This window comes from Streptomyces sp. NPDC107581 (assembly GCF_055657175.1).
In genome coordinates, this window is the sequence record NZ_JBVKBH010000001.1 from 794,670 (window position 1) to 811,503 (window position 16,834).

The following is a 16,834-nucleotide window of genomic DNA, read 5'->3' on the forward strand; positions in this document are numbered from 1 at the left end:
CCTCGCCGAGCGGATTCCAGCAACCTTCGCCGCGTCGAATCCCTCAACCTTCGCCGAGGGGGGATCACGCCCACGGTCGCCGAGGGGATTCCGGCAACCCTCGCTGAGGAGATCCCGGGCAACCCTTGCCCAGGGGATCCCGGCAACGGACGGCCCTTTTCCGGCCTGGTCCCCTCTCTGTCTCTTTGTCTCTTTCCGGCCGGTGAAGGCAGACCGCCCCCCCGTCCGATGCAGCACGCCGCCCTCCCCTTCGTAGGAACCCACAGGATCCCCGCCCCCGAAGGTTCGGCAACCTTGCCATTAGGCTGACCCCCGTGAAGGTCCTCGTCATCGGCAGCGGCGCCCGCGAACACGCCCTGTGCCGCTCCCTGTCCCTCGACCCCGACGTCACCGCGCTGTACTGCGCCCCCGGCAACGCCGGCATCGCGGAGGTGGCCGAGCTGCGCCAGGTCGACGCGCTCGACGGCAAGGCCGTGGCCGCGCTGGCCGTCGACCTCGGCGCCGGCCTCGTCGTCGTAGGCCCGGAGGCCCCGCTGGTCGCCGGTGTGGCCGACGCCGTGCGCGACGCGGGCATCCCGGTGTTCGGCCCCTCCCGGGAGGCCGCCGAGCTGGAGGGGTCCAAGGCCTTCGCCAAGGACGTCATGGCGGCGGCGGCGGTGCCGACCGCCCGGTCGTACGTCTGCAGCACGCCGGAGGAGGTCGCCGAGGCCCTCGACGCCTTCGGCGCCCCCTACGTCGTCAAGGACGACGGGCTGGCCGCCGGCAAGGGTGTCGTCGTCACCCAGGACGTCGAGGCCGCCACGGCGCATGCGGCCGGTTGCGAGCGGGTCGTCATCGAGGAGTTCCTCGACGGGCCCGAGGTGTCCCTCTTCGCCATCACCGACGGCCGGACCGTCGTACCGCTCCAGCCCGCCCAGGACTTCAAGCGCGCCCTGGACGGCGACGAGGGCCCGAACACGGGCGGCATGGGCGCCTACTCCCCTCTGCCGTGGGCGGATCCGAAGCTGGTCGAAGAGGTGCTGCAGACGGTGCTGCAGCCGACCGTGGACGAGATGCGCCGCCGTGGCACCCCCTTCTCCGGGCTGCTCTACGCCGGTCTCGCCATCACCTCGCGCGGCATCCGCGTCATCGAGTTCAACGCCCGTTTCGGCGACCCCGAGACCCAGGTCGTGCTGGCCCGTCTGAAGACCCCGCTGGCCGGTGTGCTGCTGGCCGCCGCGAACGGCACCCTCGACGACCTGGAGCCCCTGCGCTGGAGCGAGGACGCGGCCGTCACGGTGGTCGTCGCCTCCCACAACTACCCCGACACCCCGCGCACCGGCGACCCGATCGGCGGCCTGGACGAGGTGGCCGCCGAGGACGCCCCGCACGCCTACGTCCTGCACGCCGGGACCAAGCTGGACGGCGACGCCGTCGTCAGCGCCGGCGGGCGTGTGCTGTCCGTCACGGCGACCGGCCTGGACCTGGCCGAGGCCCGCGAGCGGGCGTACCGGGCGGTGGCCCGTATCCGCCTCGACGGTTCGCAGCACCGCTCGGACATCGCGGCGAAGGTTGCCGGAGCCTGACGGCACAGCCATCGCGGCGAGGGCCGCCGGAGCCTGACGGCACAGCCGTGGAGCCGGTGAAACCGCCGGTCGCGCGCACCCCCGCAGCCACCCGGGCCCCGGATGAGAATCCGGGGCCTGATCTTTGCTGTCTGTCACCCAGCTCTGACCAGAGCCATTCCATCGAGTGAGCAATCGCCCATCCGGCTGACGAGGGCCGGGGCCCCAACTAGGGTGCGGCGCAAGCGTTCCGGCACTTGGCCCACCGGCATTGCGATGTCGGTGGCGGGTGCCACAGTGGGGGAGTGAGCAACGCCAGGACAGCGCGGTACACGGCAGGGAGGGGGTGAGGTCGGCTCGTGACCGGAATCGGTGTGGAGGCGGGCGCGCAGGCGGCGCGCTCCCGGGCCCTGGCCGTGCTGCGCATCCGCGGCCGGGCTCTGGCGGTGGCACTGCTGCCCGCGGCCGCCGAGGTGATTCTGCTGGCCGGCGGTTCCACCGGCCATCTCGTCGGTCCGGGCTGGGACGCGGCCCGCTGGATCGTGGGCGCCCCGGCCGTGCTCGTGCTGCTGGCCGCCGCCGGCATCGCCCTGGTCGTGGCCCGCGCCCGCCCCGCCATGAGCCCGACGGTCCCGATCCCGGAGTCCTCCGCCCCGGATCTCTACCGGCTGGTGCGCGACCTGGCCGACCGTCTGGGCGTCCCGGCGCCCTCGGCCATAGCGCTCACCCCGGACTGCGACAGCTGGCTGGAGGACCGCACGCATCCGGCCCACGGCCCGCCTGCGCGGCCGGCGCGGGACGAGATAGCGGGCCCCGGCTCCGGATCGGGTTTCGGCGCCCAGCGCCGTGCCGTCACCGCACCGGTCCTGGTCATCGGCTCACCGTTCCTGTGGTGGATGCGGGTCGGCGAACTGCGCGCGGTCCTCGCTCCGGTCGTCGCCGGTACGGGACCCTCCGCGCACCCGGACATAGCCGCCGCCCGCCGCTATGTGCGCGGCCTGGACGCCGCGGTGGCCGTCGCCTCGACCTCCGGCCGCTGTCCGCTGACCCGTGGGGTGTGCGCGGCCCTCGGCTGGGCCGCGCGGCTGCTGCTGCGCGCCTGCCGCGAGCACGCGACGCTCATGGAGCGCGGGGTCGCCGCGGCGGCGGCCGAGCGTGCGCAGGCCGTGGACTACGGACTGCGGATCGTCGCCCAGGAGCAGGTCGGTCTCGCCTACGCGGGCTGGGACCGGCTGCTGACCAAGGTGGCGCTGCCCGCCTGGCGCATGGGCCGCTGGCCCTCCCGGCTGGACGCGGGCGTCGTGGCCGCGCTCACCGAGCTGTCCCGGCGCGACCGGCTGGCCGAGGGCTTCGCCTCCCGCCTGGGCGAGCGCCCGGCCTGCGACCTCCTGGAGGAGCCGGGCACGGTCGACGAAGCCGCCTCGCTGCTCGCCGCCCGGCTCTTCCACGGCGTCCCGGCCGAGTCCGGCCCGGACTGGGCCCCGGTGGACTGGCAGGCGTATCCGGAGGAGGTCGTCGACCGGACCTGGCGCGCGGACGCGGCCCGGCTGCACCGCGTCCTGGACTCCCTCGGCGTCCGCCCCGCACTCGTCTCCGCCGCCCCCGGCCCCGGCGGCCCCACCCTGGCCCGAGTCCTGGACCACCTGACCGAGCAGGCCGGGCACGAGCAAGCCGAGCCGGCCGTGCACGAGGAAGTCGCCTCCACCGGCCACGAGGCAGCCGACCCGATCGGGCGCCAGCCAGCTGACTCCACCGGGCACGAGCAAGCGGGTACGACCGGCCACGAGGCAGCCGACCCGATCGGGCACCAGTCAGCCGACTCCACCGGGCACGAGCAAGCCGGTACGACCGGCCACGAGGCAACCGACTCCACCGGGCACCAGGCAGCTGATACGACCGGCCACGAGGCGGCCGAGCCGGTAGGCCACGAAGCAGCCGACTCCACCGGCCACGAGGCAGCCGAGCCGGCCGATCGCGAGGCAGCCGATTTCGCCGGATACGAGGAAGCCGACATCGCCAGGTACCGGTACGGGTACGAGGACGAGGACGCCGATTCCGGCACCGAGCGCAGCGCCGCCCTCGCCGCGGGCCTGAGCGCGGAGCTGGCCCGCGAGGAGGCCTGCGTACCGCGTGGCGCGACCGCCGCCGGCCGGGTTCTCGACAGCGACGGCGTCCTGTGGGACGACGGCGCCCTGCCGCTGTTCCCGCTCCAGCCCCCGCGCACCGCCCGGGAACTGCTCGCCGACCACGTCACGGCGATGGTGTGCTGCGCCGCCGTGGACACGGCCGGTGCCGTCCCCGGCCTGGACTGGCTGGACGGCCCCTCCCTGCTGCTCGGCGGAGAGAGAGCGGCCGACCTGTCTCCGAAGGTGCTCAGTCTGATCGAGGAGGGAGATCCGGGCCCGCTGCGTGCCTGGCTGGCCGCGTCCGGCATACGCCCGGAGAAGCCGGTGCGGCTCGTCTGACCCGGCGGTTCGTCCGCCACGGCAGCCCCCCGGTGCCGTGGCCGATCCGGCCGCTTAACGGAGCACCGTCTTCCACTTCAGGTCAATTCGCAACGAATAGTGACCGAGCCCGTGCGTTATGTGATGTGCTGGGACCGACCACGCACATGGCAAGGGCATGCGACATACGACAGCGCGACCGAGCACGACCAACAGAGGGCACGGGGGCATGAGGGAGGGGAGCGACCATGGCCTCGGATCGCATCCGCCGCTGGGAGTCCGGAGCACTCGCGCACGCCGTCACGGATCCCTTCGGCCAGGGCCCGGTCCCCTGGCTGCGCGGCAGTGAGACCTACTTCGACGACACGGGACACGTCGTGCCCTGGTACGTCGACCCGAGCCCGCGGCAGCCGGCCGGCGAGCTGCCGCGCGTCCCCGCGCCGCGCGCGTCCGGGTCCGGACCACGCTCGGCGGACGACGTGCACCGCCAGATCAAGGGCTTCACCTCCACCGGAGCGGTCACGCCCGGGCAGGCGATCGACTTCCACGTCACGGTCGACCCGCCGCAGCAGTTCAGCGTGGACATCTACCGGATCGGCCACTACGGCGGCGACGGCGCCTCCAAGATCACCACGAGCCCCCGGCTGTCCGGCATCGTCCAGCCTCAGCCGCTGGCCGCCGACCGCACGGTCTCCTGCCACCACTGGTGGCTGTCCTGGCGCCTCCAGGTGCCGTCCTACTGGAGCATCGGCGCCTATGTGGCCGTCCTCACCACCGCCGACGGCTACCGCTCCCACGTGCCGTTCACGGTCCGCGACGACCATCCCGCCGACCTGCTCCTGCTGCTGCCCGACATCACCTGGCAGGCGTACAACCTCTACCCGGAGGACGGCCGTACCGGCGCCAGCCTGTACCACGCCTGGGACGAGAAGGGCCGGCTGCTCGGCGAGGCCGACGCGGCCACCACGGTCTCCTTCGACCGCCCCTACGCGGGCGCCGGCCTGCCCCTGCACGTCGGCCACGCCTACGACTTCATCCGCTGGGCCGAGCGCTACGGCTACGACCTCGCCTACGCCGACGCCCGCGATCTGCACGCCGGCCGTATCGACCCCACCCGCTACCGGGGCCTGGTCTTCCCGGGCCATGACGAGTACTGGTCGGTGCCGATGCGGCGGGCCGTCGAGGACGCCCGCGACCGGGGCACCTCGCTGGTCTTCCTCTCCGCCAACACCATGTACTGGCAGGTGGAGTTGGGGCCTTCTCCGTCGGGTGTCCCCGACCGGCTGCTGACCTGCCGCAAGCGCAAGGGCCCCGGGAAGCCGGTGCTGTGGCGCGAGATCGACCGGCCCGAGCAGCAGCTGGTCGGCATCCAGTACGCGGGCCGGGTCCCGGAGCCGTATCCGCTGGTCGTGCGCAACGCGGGCCACTGGCTGTGGGAGGCGACCGGCGCGCACGAGGGCGACGAGATCGAGGGCCTGGTCGCCGGCGAGGCCGACCGCTACTTCCCGCGCACCCCGCTGCCCGAGCACGAGGAGCGCATGCTGCTCGCCCACTCCCCCTACACCGACAACGACGGCATCCAGCGCCACCAGGAGACGTCCCTGTACCGCGCCCCGTCGGGCGCCTGGGTGTTCGCCGCGGGCACCTTCGCCTGGTCGCCGTCGCTGGACCGCCCCGGCCATGTGGACCCGCGGATCCAGCGGGCCACGGCGAACCTGCTGGACCGCATCTGCAAACGGGACTGACCCCCCTGGCCGAATCCGATCGCCCCGGTAAGGGAGAATCGAGGCACTTGGACAGAACCACGGGGAGGAACCGTGTCCGGATTCGTAGAAAAGCCCGAGCCGATCCAGGTTCCGGGCCTGGTGCACCTGCACACCGGCAAGGTGCGCGAGCTGTACCGGAACGAGGCGGGCGACCTCGTGATGGTCGCCAGCGACCGCATGTCCGCCTACGACTGGGTGCTGCCCACGGAGATCCCCGACAAGGGCCGCGTCCTGACCCGGCTCTCCCTGTGGTGGTTCGACCAGCTGCGCGACCTGGCCCCCCACCATGTGATCAGCACCGAGCTCCCCGAGGGCGCCCCGGCCGACTGGCAGGGCCGCACGCTGGTCTGCAAGTCCCTGAAGATGGTCCCGGTGGAGTGCGTGGCCCGCGGCTACCTCACCGGCTCGGGACTCGTCGAGTACAACGAGTCCCGCACCGTCTGCGGTCTCGCTCTCCCCGAAGGCCTCGTCGACGGCTCCGAACTGCCCGGCCCGATCTTCACCCCGGCCGCCAAGGCCGAGGTCGGCGAGCACGACGAGAACGTCACCTACGAGGAGGTCGCGCGTCAGGCCGGTGCGGAGACCGCCGCCCAGCTGCGCCAGCTCACGCTCGCGGTGTACTCCCGCGCCCGGGACATCGCGCGCGACCGGGGGATCATCCTGGCCGACACCAAGTTCGAGTTCGGCTTCGACGGCGACACGCTCGTCCTCGCCGACGAGGTCCTCACCCCGGACTCCTCCCGCTTCTGGCCGGCCGACCAGTGGCAGCCCGGCCGCACGCAGCCGTCGTACGACAAGCAGTTCGTGCGCAACTGGCTGACCTCGGCCGAGTCCGGCTGGGACCGCCGGAGCGAGCAGCCCCCGCCGCCGCTGCCGCAGCAGGTCGTGGAGGCGACCCGGGCGAAGTACGTGGAGGCGTACGAGCGGCTGACCGGCACCAGGTGGTCGTAGACATGCGAAAGGCCCCCGGTGGGAACCGGGGGCCTTTCGTCGTGGAGCGGACGACGAGGCTCGAACTCGCGACCTCAACCTTGGCAAGGTTGCGCTCTACCAACTGAGCTACGTCCGCATTGCGCCGTGGCGCGAGAGCAACTATACCCAACCTCGCTCCCGTGCGAGACGCACTGCCGTATGACGGTTCTCCGCACCGAGCTTCGTGACGGCCGAGGAGAGGTAGTTCCGGACGGTCCCCGGGGACAGCGCGGCCCGCTCGGCGATCTCCGTCACCGGTGCCCCGTCGGCGGCCAGCTCCAGCACCTCGGCCTCCCGCGCGGTCAGCGGGGAGTCCCCGGCGGAGATCGCGTCCGCGGCCAACTCGGGGTCGACGTAGCGGTTTCCCGCGTGCACGGTCCGGATGATCTCGGCGAGCCGCTGCGCGCTGACCGTCTTCGGGACGAACCCGCGCACACCGGCCGCGAGCGCCCGCTTCAGGTGTCCGGGCCGGCCGTGACCGGTGACGATCAGCACCCGGCAGCCGGGCAGTTCGGTGCGCAGGGATGTGGCGACCTTCACACCGTCGGCGCCCGGCATCTGCAGATCGAGCACGGCCACATCGGGCCGGTGGGCCCGCGCCATCGCCAGTGCCTCGGGCCCGCTCGCGGCCTGCGCGACGACCAGCAGGTCGTCCTCCAGGGAGAGCAGCGCGGCCAGCGCGCCCCTGATCAGGTGCTCGTCGTCGGCGAGCAACAGTCGTACCGTGCTGCTCATGAGGTGACTTCACTCACTTCCTGCCTCAAGGGCACCTCGGCCACCAGCCGGAACCGGTCCTTGCCGACGAGCCCCGCCTCCAGCGTCCCGTCCACGGCGGCCAGCCGCTCGCGCAGACCCGCGAGCCCCGAGCCCCCGCCGCCGCTCTCGCCCGCCGCACCGTCGTTCTCCACCGTCAGCACCACACGCTCCTCCCGGGTCCGCAGTCCCACGGCACACCGTCCCGCGTCCCCGTGCCGCAGCACATTGGTGGCCGCCTCGCGCACCACCCAGCCGAGCGCTGCCTGCACCGCGGCGGGCAGCTCCGCGGTCTCGGCGCGGACCTCGCACTCGATGCCGGCGGCCCGCAACACGCCTTGCGCACCGGCGAGTTCGACCACGAGATCGGCCTCCCGGTAGCCGCGTACGACGTCCCGCACCTCGCGCTGCGACTCCTGGGCGATGCGCTGCACCTCGATCATCTGCTCCACGGCCTCCGGCCGCCCCCGCCGGGCCAGTTGCACGGCCAGCTCGCTCTTCAGGGAGATCACGGAGAGGTTGCGGCCCAGCACGTCGTGCAGGTCCCGGCCGAACCGCAGCCGCTCCTCGGCGACGGCCAGGCGGGCCTCGATCTCGCGGGCGCGTTCCGCCTCCCAGAGGACGGAGAGGGTCCAGGCGCCGCAGCGCGCCGCCGTCAGGGAGAAGACGATGGCGAAGGCGGCCACCAGCACCATGGCGAACAGGCCGGGGCCGCTCGCGCGCACCGCCGCGAAGGCGGCCAGGACCAGTACCGTGACGGCGGCGGCCCGGCGCAGGAAGGTGCGGATGGACACGGTGAGCGCATACGGCATCCCGAAGGACATGAGCACCGCTCCGACCGCGAGCCGGATGGTGACCGGATCGGTTCCGCCGACCGCGGCGAGTGCCACGCTCGCCGCGAGCGCCAGGCCGAGCAGGACGGCGGGGGCGCGCATGGCGCGCGGGGGCAGTTCGGCGCGTCCGAGGTAGTGGTCGAGCGCGGGCCCCAGGACCCGGCTCGCCGCCGCGCACTGCAGGACCGCCACGGCGACGAGCAGTGCCCCGAGGGCCCTTGGCAGGGGGCGGTGGTCCAGCCCGCCCACCATCGGCAGCAGCAGCCAGCTGAGCGGGAACACCCAGATGCTCCCGTGCCAGGTGACCACGCTCTGCAGCTCGACCCGCTGCGCCTTGCTGAGCTCGCGCCAGTGGCGCTGCTGCCACCGCCGTATCCGCCCGACCATCTGTTCTCCCGTGCTCAGCGCCGCGGTTCCCACCGGAACCACCGCCGTACAGCAAACACCGCCACGACGATCCAGGCCAGCGCCGTCGCCGTGGTGCCCAGTGCCTCCGACACGCTCAACTGGCCGGTCCAGCCCGCGCGGACCAGCCGGATCGCGGGGGAGAGCGGGAGGAGGTCGCAGACGGAGGCGAGCCGGTCGGGCAGGGCCTCGATGGGGACCGTGATCCCTGAGCCGATCATCGAGACGAGCACCAGCGGCAGCGCGGTGACCTGTCCGCTCTCGGTACTGCGGGTGAAGGACGCGGTGAGCGCGCCCAGCGCGGCGCTCAGGACGAGCCCTGCCGCCAGCCCCAGCAGGGTCAGGTACGGCGCCTTGGGCGCCCCGGTGTGCAGCAGCGCCGTGCAGCCCGCGCACAGCAGCAGGGCCTGGCCGAGGCCGAGGCCGACGGCGGGCAGGGCGGTGCCGACGAGGATCTCGGCGTCGGAGAGTTCGCCGGTGCGCAGCCGTTTGAGGACGAGCTCCTCGCGGCGGGCGGTGTAGGCGTTGACCAGGGAGGTGTAGACGGCGTACAGGAAGGAGAAGCCGATCGCGGCCGTCATCATCACGGTGCCCGCGGTCAGCCCCTCCTTCTTCAGGTCCAGCTGGTCCAGCGCGGGCCGCACGCACAACGGCAGCGTGAGCGGCACGAGCAGCGCGGTGAACACCACGCTGCGGTTGCGGGCGAGGAGGGCGAGTTCGGCGCGGGCCAGTGCCTGCATACGGCGGCCCGCCGGTGCCCAGGTGATGCTGCTCATGCCATGACCTCCTGCTGTCGTGCGATCCCCAGGAACGCCTCCTCCAGGGAGGCCGAGCGCACATCGAGGCGGTGCAGCTCGACCCCGGTCCGCTCGGCCCAGGCCAGCACCCCGGTGGCGGTCCGCTGGAGTTCCCGGGTGCGCAGCCGTACGGTCCGTCCGTCGCTCTCGTGGCCGCAGACGCCGAGGTCGGCCAGGGGCGGCAGGTCGCCGAGGAAGTAGCCCTCGGGCAGCTCGAAGGACATCCGGGAGGGCCGGCCGGCGGTGACCTCGGCCGGGGTTCCGCAGGCGGCGATGCGGCCCTCGTGCAGGATGGCGAGCCGGTCGGCGAGGTCCTCCGCCTCCTCCAGGTAGTGCGTGGTGAGCAGCACGGTCGTGCCCGCGTCGCGCAGGCCGCGCACCAACTGCCAGGTGTCCCGGCGGCCTTCGGCGTCGAGCCCGGTGGTCGGCTCGTCGAGGAAGAGCACGTCGGGATCGCCGAGCAGTGCGAGCGCCAGGTCCAGGCGGCGCCGCTCGCCGCCGGAGAGCTGCTTGACGCGCACACCGGTCTTCCCGGCCAGCCCGACCAGTGCCAGTACCTCCGCTTCCGGCCGGGTCCCGCTGGTGCAGCCGGCCCACATGCGGGTGGTCTCGGCGACGGTCAGATCGGAGGGGAAGCCGCCCTCCTGGAGCATCACTCCGGTACGGGGGCGTACGGCGGCCCGCTCCCGGAAGGGATCGTGGCCTAGGACGCGTACCCGGCCGCCGGCCGGTGCCGCAAGTCCCTCCAGCAGCTCGACCGTCGATGTCTTGCCCGCGCCGTTGGTGCCCAGCAGCGCGAAGATCTCCCCGCGCGCCACGGAGAAGGTGATTCCGCGTACGGCCTCGAACCCGCCCCCGTAGACCCGCCTGAGGTCGGTGACCTCGATCACGTGCTCGTGTTCGTCGGTGTTCATGCTTTCAGCGTCCCGGCGGGACCGGCCGATCAGCAGTGCGCGGTGTCATCGCTCGGCATGACAAATGTCAGTGGGGGCGCGGGCATGCGAAAGGCCCCCGGAGAAAACCGGGGGCCTTTCGTCGTGGAGCGGACGACGAGGCTCGAACTCGCGACCTCAACCTTGGCAAGGTTGCGCTCTACCAACTGAGCTACGTCCGCACTGCTCCCGACCGGCTCCCACCGATCGGTGCGAGCACCAGCCTACCTGATCCACCGGAGTGGTCGTGACCGATGCCAGAGCGGGTGACAGGAATTGCACACTGCGCCTTCCCCCTGGAAGGGGGATGTTCTGCTACTGAACTACACCCGCACGGTCCGTGGGATCCGGCCTTCCGGCCTCGCCCCTCGGCGTGTTGCAGACATTAGCTGATCAGCAGGGGGGTTGCGCAAGTCGGAATCCCCCCGGGCCGGGCGAACGGCGCCCCGCGGGCCAAGTGAACGGCTCCCAGGGTCCGCTGACGGACCCTGAGGAGCTGCCCCTTCGCGGGCTTCACTGGGCGGCGCTGAACGCCTCGTAGACCTTCTTCGGGATGCGTCCGCGCGCGGGCACGTCCATCTTGTTCGCCTGGGCCCAGGCGCGCACGGCCGCCGGGTCGGGAGCGACCTCCGTCTGTTTGTACGCCTTGCCGGACCGCGACCGTTTGCGGCCGGCCTCCACGTAGGGCGCGAGCGCCTTGCGCAGTTTCTTGGCGTTGGTTTCGTTCAGGTCGATCTCGTACGACTTGCCGTCGAGTCCGAAGGCGATCGTTTCCGCCGCTTCCGAGCCGTCGATGTCGTCAAAGAGAGTGACCACGACCTTTTGCGCCACGAATATCGGTCCCTTCGTGCGGCACGTCGATACAGCTCACCGGCGATGACGTGCCGAGTATCGGCTATTGCCAATTCATTTGTACAGTGCTCGGCAATGCAAAGTGAAGCCCGACTAAAACCGTCCGCGTGTCCGAGCACAATAGATGTCGCGGGCGGACTCCCGAACTTTCCCAGAAGTTTTCACTAGCGCACGGCTTCGACACCCGATCGTGATGCGCCTCACGTAGTTTCCTACAACTCTACCCGCGTAGAAATTTTGTACGGGTAGTCTGAAGGAACCTGCTCAGCACCACACAACCGGGAGTGCCAGTGGCACGCGTCGTAGTCGACGTCATGCTCAAGCCGGAGATCCTCGACCCCCAGGGCCAGGCGGTCCAGCGTGCGCTGCCGCGCCTGGGTTTCGAAGGCATCTCCGACGTACGTCAGGGAAAGCGATTCGAACTGGAAGTTGACGGGCCGGTCGACGCGGCCGCACTCGCCCGCATCCACGATCTTGCGGAATCCTTCCTCGCCAACACGGTGATCGAGGACTTCACCGTCAAGGTGGAAGAAGTCGCGGAGGCGGCCAAGTGACCGCTCGTATTGGCGTCGTCACTTTCCCGGGAAGCCTCGACGACCGGGACACACAGCGTGCGATCCGCCTCGCGGGTGCCGAACCGGTCGCCCTCTGGCACAAGGACAAGGACCTGCATCAGGTCGACGCCGTGGTGCTGCCCGGCGGTTTCTCCTACGGCGACTATCTGCGCGCCGGGGCGATCTCCCGCTTCTCGCCGGTGATGGAGTCCGTCATCGAGCAGGCGAAGGCCGGACTTCCGGTGCTGGGCATCTGCAACGGCTTCCAGGTCCTCACCGAGGCGCACCTCCTCCCGGGCGCGATGCTCGGCAACGACCACCTCCACTTCATCTGCCGCGACCAGAAGCTGCGGGTGGAGAACGCGGAGACGTCCTGGACCGGCGACTACCGCCAGGGCCAGGAGATCCACATCCCGCTGAAGAACATGGACGGCCGGTACGTCGCCGACGCGTACACGCTCGACAAGCTGGAGGCCGAGGGCCGGGTCGTCTTCCGGTACGTCGACTTCAACCCCAACGGCAGCCTCCGCGACATCGCCGGCATCACCAACGAGGCCGGGAACGTCGTCGGCCTCATGCCGCACCCCGAGCACGCCGTCGAGCCGCTGATCGGTACGGGCCGTACCGACGGCCTCCCGTTCTTCACCTCGATCCTCAAGAAGCTGGTCAACGCATGAGCCGGACGCCTCTGGACACGGTCGAGCACGCGGCCGCGACCCCCGACGTCGAGCTGCCCTGGGCCGAACTCGGCCTGAAGAAGGACGAGTACGAGCGGGTGGTGGAGATCCTCGGCCGCCGCCCGACCGGCGCCGAACTCGCCATGTACTCGGTCATGTGGTCCGAGCACTGCTCGTACAAGTCCTCCAAGGTCCACCTGCGCCAGTTCGGCGAGAAGGCCCCGCAGTCCGACGCGCTGCTCGTCGGCATCGGCGAGAACGCGGGCGTCGTCGACGTCGGCCAGGGCTACGCGGTCACCTTCAAGGTCGAGTCGCACAACCACCCCTCCTACGTCGAGCCCTACCAGGGTGCGGCGACCGGCGTCGGCGGGATCGTCCGCGACATCATCGCGATGGGTGCGCGCCCGGTCGCGGTCGTGGACCCGCTGCGCTTCGGCGCGGCCGACCACCCCGACACCAAGCGCGTCCTGCCGGGCGTCGTCGCGGGCATCGGCGGCTACGGCAACTGCCTGGGCCTGCCCAACATCGGCGGCGAGGTCGTCTTCGACGCCTGCTACCAGGGCAACCCGCTGGTCAACGCCGGTGCCATCGGTGTGATGCGGCACGAGGACATCCACCTCGCCAAGGCCTCCGGTGCGGGCAACAAGGTCGTCCTCTACGGCGCCCGGACCGGCGGCGACGGCATCGGCGGCGCCTCGATCCTGGCCTCCGAGACCTTCGACGACGCCAAGCCGTCGAAGCGCCCGGCCGTCCAGGTCGGCGACCCCTTCCAGGAGAAGCTCCTCATCGAGTGCACCCTGGAGGCCTTCCGGGAGAAGCTGGTCGTCGGCATCCAGGACCTCGGTGCGGCGGGCCTGTCCTGCGCCACCTCCGAGCTGGCCTCCAACGGCTCCGGCGGCATGCGGGTGACCCTGGACGACGTTCCGCTGCGCGACTCGACGCTCTCGCCCGAGGAGATCCTCATGAGCGAGTCGCAGGAGCGCATGTGCGCGGTCGTGGAGCCGGGGAAGGTCGAGCGGTTCCTGGAGATCTGCGACAAGTGGGATGTCATCGCCACGGTGATCGGTGAGGTCACCGACGGCGACCGCCTGGAGATCTACTGGCACGGCGGCAAGATCGTCGACGTCGACCCGCGGACCGTGGCGCACGAGGGCCCGGTCTACGAGCGCCCGTACGCCCGCCCGTCCTGGCAGGACGCCCTCCAGGCCGACGACGCGAACAAGCTGCCGCGTCCGGCGACCGCCGAGGAGCTGAAGGCCCAGGTCCTGAAGCTGGTGGGCTCCCCCAACCAGGCCTCCAAGAAGTGGATCACGTCCCAGTACGACCACTTCGTGCAGGGCAACACCGTCCTCGCCCAGCCCGAGGACTCCGGCATGATCCGTATCGACGAGGAGACCGGCCTCGGCGTCGCGATCGCCACGGACGGCAACGGCCGCTACGCCAAGCTCGACCCGTACGCGGGCGCGCAGCTGGCCCTCTCCGAGGCCTACCGGAACGTGGCGACGACCGGTGCCAAGCCGCTCGCCGTCTCCGACTGCCTGAACTTCGGCTCGCCCGAGGACCCGGCGGTGATGTGGCAGTTCGCGGAGGCCATCCGCGGTCTGGCCGACGCCTGCCAGCAGCTGGGCACCCCGGTGACCGGCGGCAACGTCTCGCTCTACAACCAGACCGGCGAGGTGGCCATCCACCCGACCCCGGTGGTGGCGGTCCTCGGTGTCATCGACGACGTCGCCCGCCGCACGCCGGTCGCCTTCCAGGAGGAGGGCCAGCTGATCTACCTCCTCGGCGACACGCGCGAGGAGTTCGGCGGCTCGGCCTGGTCGCAGGTGGTCCACGACCACCTCGGCGGCCTGCCCCCGAAGGTCGACCTGGAGCGCGAGCGGCTGCTGGCCGAGATCCTGATCTCGGCCTCCCGCGACGGCATGATCGACTCCGCCCACGACCTGTCCGACGGCGGTCTGGTCCAGGCGGTCGTGGAGTCGGCGCTGCTCGGCGGCAAGGGCGCGCGTCTGGTCGTACCGGACGGGCTCGACGCCTTCACCTTCCTGTTCTCCGAGTCGGCCGGCCGCGCGGTCGTCGCGGTGCCGCGCTCCGAGGAGCTCCGCTTCAACGACATGTGCGGTGCGCGCGGCCTGCCGGTCACGCGGATCGGTGTCGTGGACGGCGACACGGTGGAGGTCCAGGGCGGGTTCGAGCTGACCCTGGCCGAGCTGCGGGAGGCGCACGAGGGCACGATCGAGGCGCTGCTGGCGTAGTCCGCCGCAGACCCCGTGCGGGCCCCGGCCGGGATTCCGGCCGGGGCCCGCACGTGTGCCGGCTCCACCCGGCCGATCGTGGGGTCCGTGTCCGCCTCCTCCTTCCGGACGGACCGGCCGCTCACACCGTCACCGTCTCCCGCGCGGTCTCCGCCTCTGCCACGGACCGCGCCTTCGGCAGACGCAGGGCGAGCAGCAGCGACAGCGCCATGACCCCGGCCCCGCACAGGAACACCGTGTCCAGCGCGGAGACGTATGCCGTCAGCCCCTGTACCCGGGCCGGGCCGTGCAGGGCCGCCAGGGAGCCGACGTCGCCCGGGCCGTCGTAGAGGCGGCTGAGCAGGGTGCCGAAGAGGGCGGCGCCGAGGGTCTGGAAGAAGCGGGTCCCGGTGGTGGCGACACCCGCCGACCTGCTCACCGAGGAGACCGGCGACGCCACCCTCGCGCTGATCGCCGCCGCCACGCTCACCGCCGCCCGCAACGCCCTGGTCGAGGAGCACCATCGCCGGCTCGATGCGGGCGAGAGCGTCGACCAGGTGGCCGCCGACGCCCTGGAGCGCGCGCGGCAGGCCTTCGGCCTGGTGGAAACGGGGCTGAAGGGCTTCGCGGTCAGGGCATAGGCTCGGCGCCATGCCCCCGGCCAGGAAACGCGCCCGCAGCTATGACCCCGCGAAGACCCGTGCCGCGGTCCTCGCCCAGTTCGGACATGTGCGTCGGACCGTGAGCGGCCTGACCCCGGATCAGCTAGCGCTGCCCACCCGGCTCGGCGACTGGACCGTGCGCCATCTGGTCGCCCACATCGGCATGGCGCTCACCGCGGTCCACCGTGCCCTGGACCTGCCGGCCCCGCCGAAACAGAGCGCGACGGTCGCCGAATGGCCCTTCGCCACCACCGCGCACTCCGCCGCGATCGACGACCTCACCCGCACGCTCGCCGCCGGACACCCCGATCTCGACGGCTACCTTGCCGGTATCGACCAGAGCCTGCGCGCCCTCCTCGACGCCCATCCCGGCACCCGGCTCCTGGAGACCAATGCGGGCGCGCTGCCCCTGGACGACTACCTCGTCACCCGCACCGTCGAGCTCGTCGTCCACACCGACGACCTCAACGCCGCGGTCCCCGGCCTGGAGGTGCCCTACGACCGCCAGGCCCTCGCCGCCGCCACCCGGCTGCTCGCCGACGCCCTCGCCGTGAAGGCGCCCGGCGGATCCACCGAGGTGCGCGTGCCGCCGTACGCCGTCGTGCAGTGCGTCGAGGGGCCCCGGCACACCCGCGGCACCCCGCCCAACGTCGTGGAGACCGACCCGCTGACCTGGATCCGGCTCGCCACCGGCCGGACGGCCTGGACGGACGCCGTGCGGGAGGCCAGGGTCAGCGCGAGCGGTGAGCGCGCGGACATCGGACATCTGCTGCCTGTCATGGCGTGACGGAACCGGCGGCCCGGGCCGGCCGTCGAATCCGTATGAACCGGCACAAGCAGCACATGATCCTGACAGCGGCCGCCGTGCTCGTCCCGCTCTCGATGGCCTGTGGCAGCGCGCGGCCGGACAGCGGCCCGGCGGACGCCCGGCAGCAGGTGACCGGCGTCGACTGGCGGGTCGACAGCCTCACCGCCGGCGGTACCACCCGGCATGCGCCCGCCGCCGCGCACCTGCGGATCGACACGGACGGAAAGGCGGCCGGCAACCTCGGCTGCAACCGGTTCGGGTCCCGGGCCACCGTGCACGGCGACCGGATCACGTTCGGCGACCTCCGCACGACCCGGATGGCCTGCGATCCGGTCCGTATGGACTTCGAGCGGGCCCTCGCCCGTACGCTCACCACCGGCACGCTCACGGCCAGGGCCGACGACGGGAAGCTGACGCTCACCGATGGCGACGGCGACCGCGTCCAGCTCAGCCGCCGTGCACCCGAATGATGTGCGACACCTCACTCATGCATACGGTGAGTGGGCCCCAAGTCCCTGCCCGCCGGGCCGGCGCCGACCCGCCCGATCACTGAGGCGCCCCGCTGACCAGCGGAAACGAAGAAACCACCAAGGTGATCGAC

General features: G+C 71.9%; 16 protein-coding genes and 3 tRNA genes. 10 read left to right on the plus strand and 9 right to left on the minus strand.

Features of this window, described 5'->3' with window-relative positions:
• Positions 1-314: 314 nt before the first annotated feature.
• The 4 genes from purD to ACZ7P3_RS03695 all read left to right on the plus strand — a co-directional run bounded on the left by purD (position 315) and on the right by ACZ7P3_RS03695 (position 6,705).
• Complete coding sequence (gene purD / locus ACZ7P3_RS03680; protein WP_472078726.1) at positions 315-1,565, plus strand: phosphoribosylamine--glycine ligase; 1,251 nt, start codon at positions 315-317, stop codon at positions 1,563-1,565.
• 338 nt (positions 1,566-1,903) lie between these two features.
• Positions 1,904-4,009: a M48 family metalloprotease gene (locus ACZ7P3_RS03685; RefSeq protein ID WP_472078727.1), complete on the plus strand. Its 2,106-nt coding sequence runs from the start codon at positions 1,904-1,906 to the stop codon at positions 4,007-4,009.
• 227 nt (positions 4,010-4,236) lie between these two features.
• On the plus strand, positions 4,237-5,733 hold the full coding sequence (locus ACZ7P3_RS03690; protein WP_472078728.1) for a N,N-dimethylformamidase beta subunit family domain-containing protein: 1,497 nt from the start codon (positions 4,237-4,239) through the stop codon (positions 5,731-5,733).
• 72 nt (positions 5,734-5,805) lie between these two features.
• Positions 5,806-6,705, plus strand: a complete 900-nt coding sequence (locus tag ACZ7P3_RS03695) for a phosphoribosylaminoimidazolesuccinocarboxamide synthase (protein WP_472078729.1) — start codon at positions 5,806-5,808, stop codon at positions 6,703-6,705.
• A 42-nt stretch (positions 6,706-6,747) separates the two neighbouring features.
• Here ACZ7P3_RS03695 and ACZ7P3_RS03700 read toward each other — a convergent pair.
• From ACZ7P3_RS03700 to ACZ7P3_RS03735, 8 genes are all read right to left on the minus strand, one after another.
• Positions 6,748-6,823: transfer RNA gene (locus tag ACZ7P3_RS03700), tRNA-Gly, on the minus strand.
• 23 nt (positions 6,824-6,846) lie between these two features.
• Positions 6,847-7,461 carry a response regulator gene (locus ACZ7P3_RS03705; RefSeq protein WP_472078730.1) on the minus strand — a complete coding sequence of 205 codons (615 nt, stop codon included), beginning with the start codon at positions 7,459-7,461 and terminating at the stop codon, positions 6,847-6,849.
• Positions 7,458-8,699 (minus strand): sensor histidine kinase, encoded by a 1,242-nt coding sequence (locus ACZ7P3_RS03710; RefSeq protein WP_472078731.1) that lies wholly within the window; start codon positions 8,697-8,699, stop codon positions 7,458-7,460. The genes ACZ7P3_RS03705 and ACZ7P3_RS03710 overlap by 4 nt, the downstream gene beginning before the upstream one ends.
• Before the next feature lie 14 nt (positions 8,700-8,713).
• A complete protein-coding gene (locus ACZ7P3_RS03715) occupies positions 8,714-9,493 on the minus strand; it encodes an ABC transporter permease (protein WP_472078732.1) in 780 nt (259 codons plus the stop codon).
• Complete coding sequence (locus ACZ7P3_RS03720; protein WP_472078733.1) at positions 9,490-10,428, minus strand: ABC transporter ATP-binding protein; 939 nt, start codon at positions 10,426-10,428, stop codon at positions 9,490-9,492. Before ACZ7P3_RS03720 ends, ACZ7P3_RS03715 begins: the two co-directional genes overlap by 4 nt.
• A gap of 124 nt (positions 10,429-10,552) precedes the next feature.
• Positions 10,553-10,628: transfer RNA gene (locus ACZ7P3_RS03725), tRNA-Gly, on the minus strand.
• A gap of 79 nt (positions 10,629-10,707) precedes the next feature.
• A tRNA-Gly gene (locus ACZ7P3_RS03730) sits at positions 10,708-10,779 on the minus strand.
• A 180-nt stretch (positions 10,780-10,959) separates the two neighbouring features.
• Positions 10,960-11,277: a histone-like nucleoid-structuring protein Lsr2 gene (locus ACZ7P3_RS03735; protein ID WP_031164632.1), complete on the minus strand. Its 318-nt coding sequence runs from the start codon at positions 11,275-11,277 to the stop codon at positions 10,960-10,962.
• 311 nt (positions 11,278-11,588) lie between these two features.
• On the opposite strand from ACZ7P3_RS03735, the gene purS reads away from it, so the two are divergent.
• From purS to purL, 3 genes are read left to right on the plus strand one after another with little or no spacing between them, the layout of a single operon-like run.
• The gene (purS, locus tag ACZ7P3_RS03740; protein WP_472078734.1) at positions 11,589-11,852 is read left to right on the plus strand and encodes a phosphoribosylformylglycinamidine synthase subunit PurS; all 264 of its coding nucleotides are present in this window, start codon (positions 11,589-11,591) and stop codon (positions 11,850-11,852) included.
• The gene (gene purQ, locus ACZ7P3_RS03745) at positions 11,849-12,529 is read left to right on the plus strand and encodes a phosphoribosylformylglycinamidine synthase subunit PurQ (RefSeq protein ID WP_472078735.1); all 681 of its coding nucleotides are present in this window, start codon (positions 11,849-11,851) and stop codon (positions 12,527-12,529) included. Before purS ends, purQ begins: the two co-directional genes overlap by 4 nt.
• Complete coding sequence (purL, locus tag ACZ7P3_RS03750; protein WP_472078736.1) at positions 12,526-14,784, plus strand: phosphoribosylformylglycinamidine synthase subunit PurL; 2,259 nt, start codon at positions 12,526-12,528, stop codon at positions 14,782-14,784. Before purQ ends, purL begins: the two co-directional genes overlap by 4 nt.
• 121 nt (positions 14,785-14,905) lie before the next feature.
• Here the strand turns inward: purL and ACZ7P3_RS03755 are convergent, their stop codons facing one another.
• On the minus strand, positions 14,906-15,202 hold the full coding sequence (locus tag ACZ7P3_RS03755) for a hypothetical protein (RefSeq protein ID WP_472078737.1): 297 nt from the start codon (positions 15,200-15,202) through the stop codon (positions 14,906-14,908).
• Here ACZ7P3_RS03755 and ACZ7P3_RS03760 point away from each other — a divergent pair.
• Genes ACZ7P3_RS03760 through ACZ7P3_RS03770 form a run of 3 tightly spaced genes read left to right on the plus strand, consistent with a single transcriptional unit; the run spans position 15,177 to position 16,703 of the window.
• Positions 15,177-15,404 carry a hypothetical protein gene (locus tag ACZ7P3_RS03760; RefSeq protein WP_472078738.1) on the plus strand — a complete coding sequence of 76 codons (228 nt, stop codon included), beginning with the start codon at positions 15,177-15,179 and terminating at the stop codon, positions 15,402-15,404. The two genes, ACZ7P3_RS03755 and ACZ7P3_RS03760, sit on opposite strands and share 26 nt — an antisense overlap.
• Before the next feature lie 10 nt (positions 15,405-15,414).
• Positions 15,415-16,212, plus strand: coding sequence for a maleylpyruvate isomerase family mycothiol-dependent enzyme (locus ACZ7P3_RS03765; protein ID WP_472078739.1), 798 nt, complete (start codon positions 15,415-15,417; stop codon positions 16,210-16,212).
• Between the two features lie 56 nt (positions 16,213-16,268).
• Positions 16,269-16,703: an META domain-containing protein gene (locus ACZ7P3_RS03770; RefSeq protein ID WP_472078740.1), complete on the plus strand. Its 435-nt coding sequence runs from the start codon at positions 16,269-16,271 to the stop codon at positions 16,701-16,703.
• The last annotated feature ends 131 nt before the right edge of the window (positions 16,704-16,834 follow it).

Bases quoted from the DNA above. Each gene is read 5' to 3' on its own strand.
- ACZ7P3_RS03710 (WP_472078731.1), bottom strand. From the start codon at position 8,699: ATGGTCGGGCGGATACGGCGGTGGCAGCAGCGCCACTGGCGCGAGCTC.
- ACZ7P3_RS03770 (WP_472078740.1), top strand. From the start codon at position 16,269: ATGATCCTGACAGCGGCCGCCGTGCTCGTCCCGCTCTCGATGGCCTGT.
- ACZ7P3_RS03690 (WP_472078728.1), top strand. From the start codon at position 4,237: ATGGCCTCGGATCGCATCCGCCGCTGGGAGTCCGGAGCACTCGCGCAC.
- ACZ7P3_RS03705 (WP_472078730.1), bottom strand. From the start codon at position 7,461: ATGAGCAGCACGGTACGACTGTTGCTCGCCGACGACGAGCACCTGATC.
- ACZ7P3_RS03715 (WP_472078732.1), bottom strand. From the start codon at position 9,493: ATGAGCAGCATCACCTGGGCACCGGCGGGCCGCCGTATGCAGGCACTG.
- ACZ7P3_RS03720 (WP_472078733.1), bottom strand. From the start codon at position 10,428: ATGAACACCGACGAACACGAGCACGTGATCGAGGTCACCGACCTCAGG.
- purL (WP_472078736.1), top strand. From the start codon at position 12,526: ATGAGCCGGACGCCTCTGGACACGGTCGAGCACGCGGCCGCGACCCCC.
- ACZ7P3_RS03765 (WP_472078739.1), top strand. From the start codon at position 15,415: ATGCCCCCGGCCAGGAAACGCGCCCGCAGCTATGACCCCGCGAAGACC.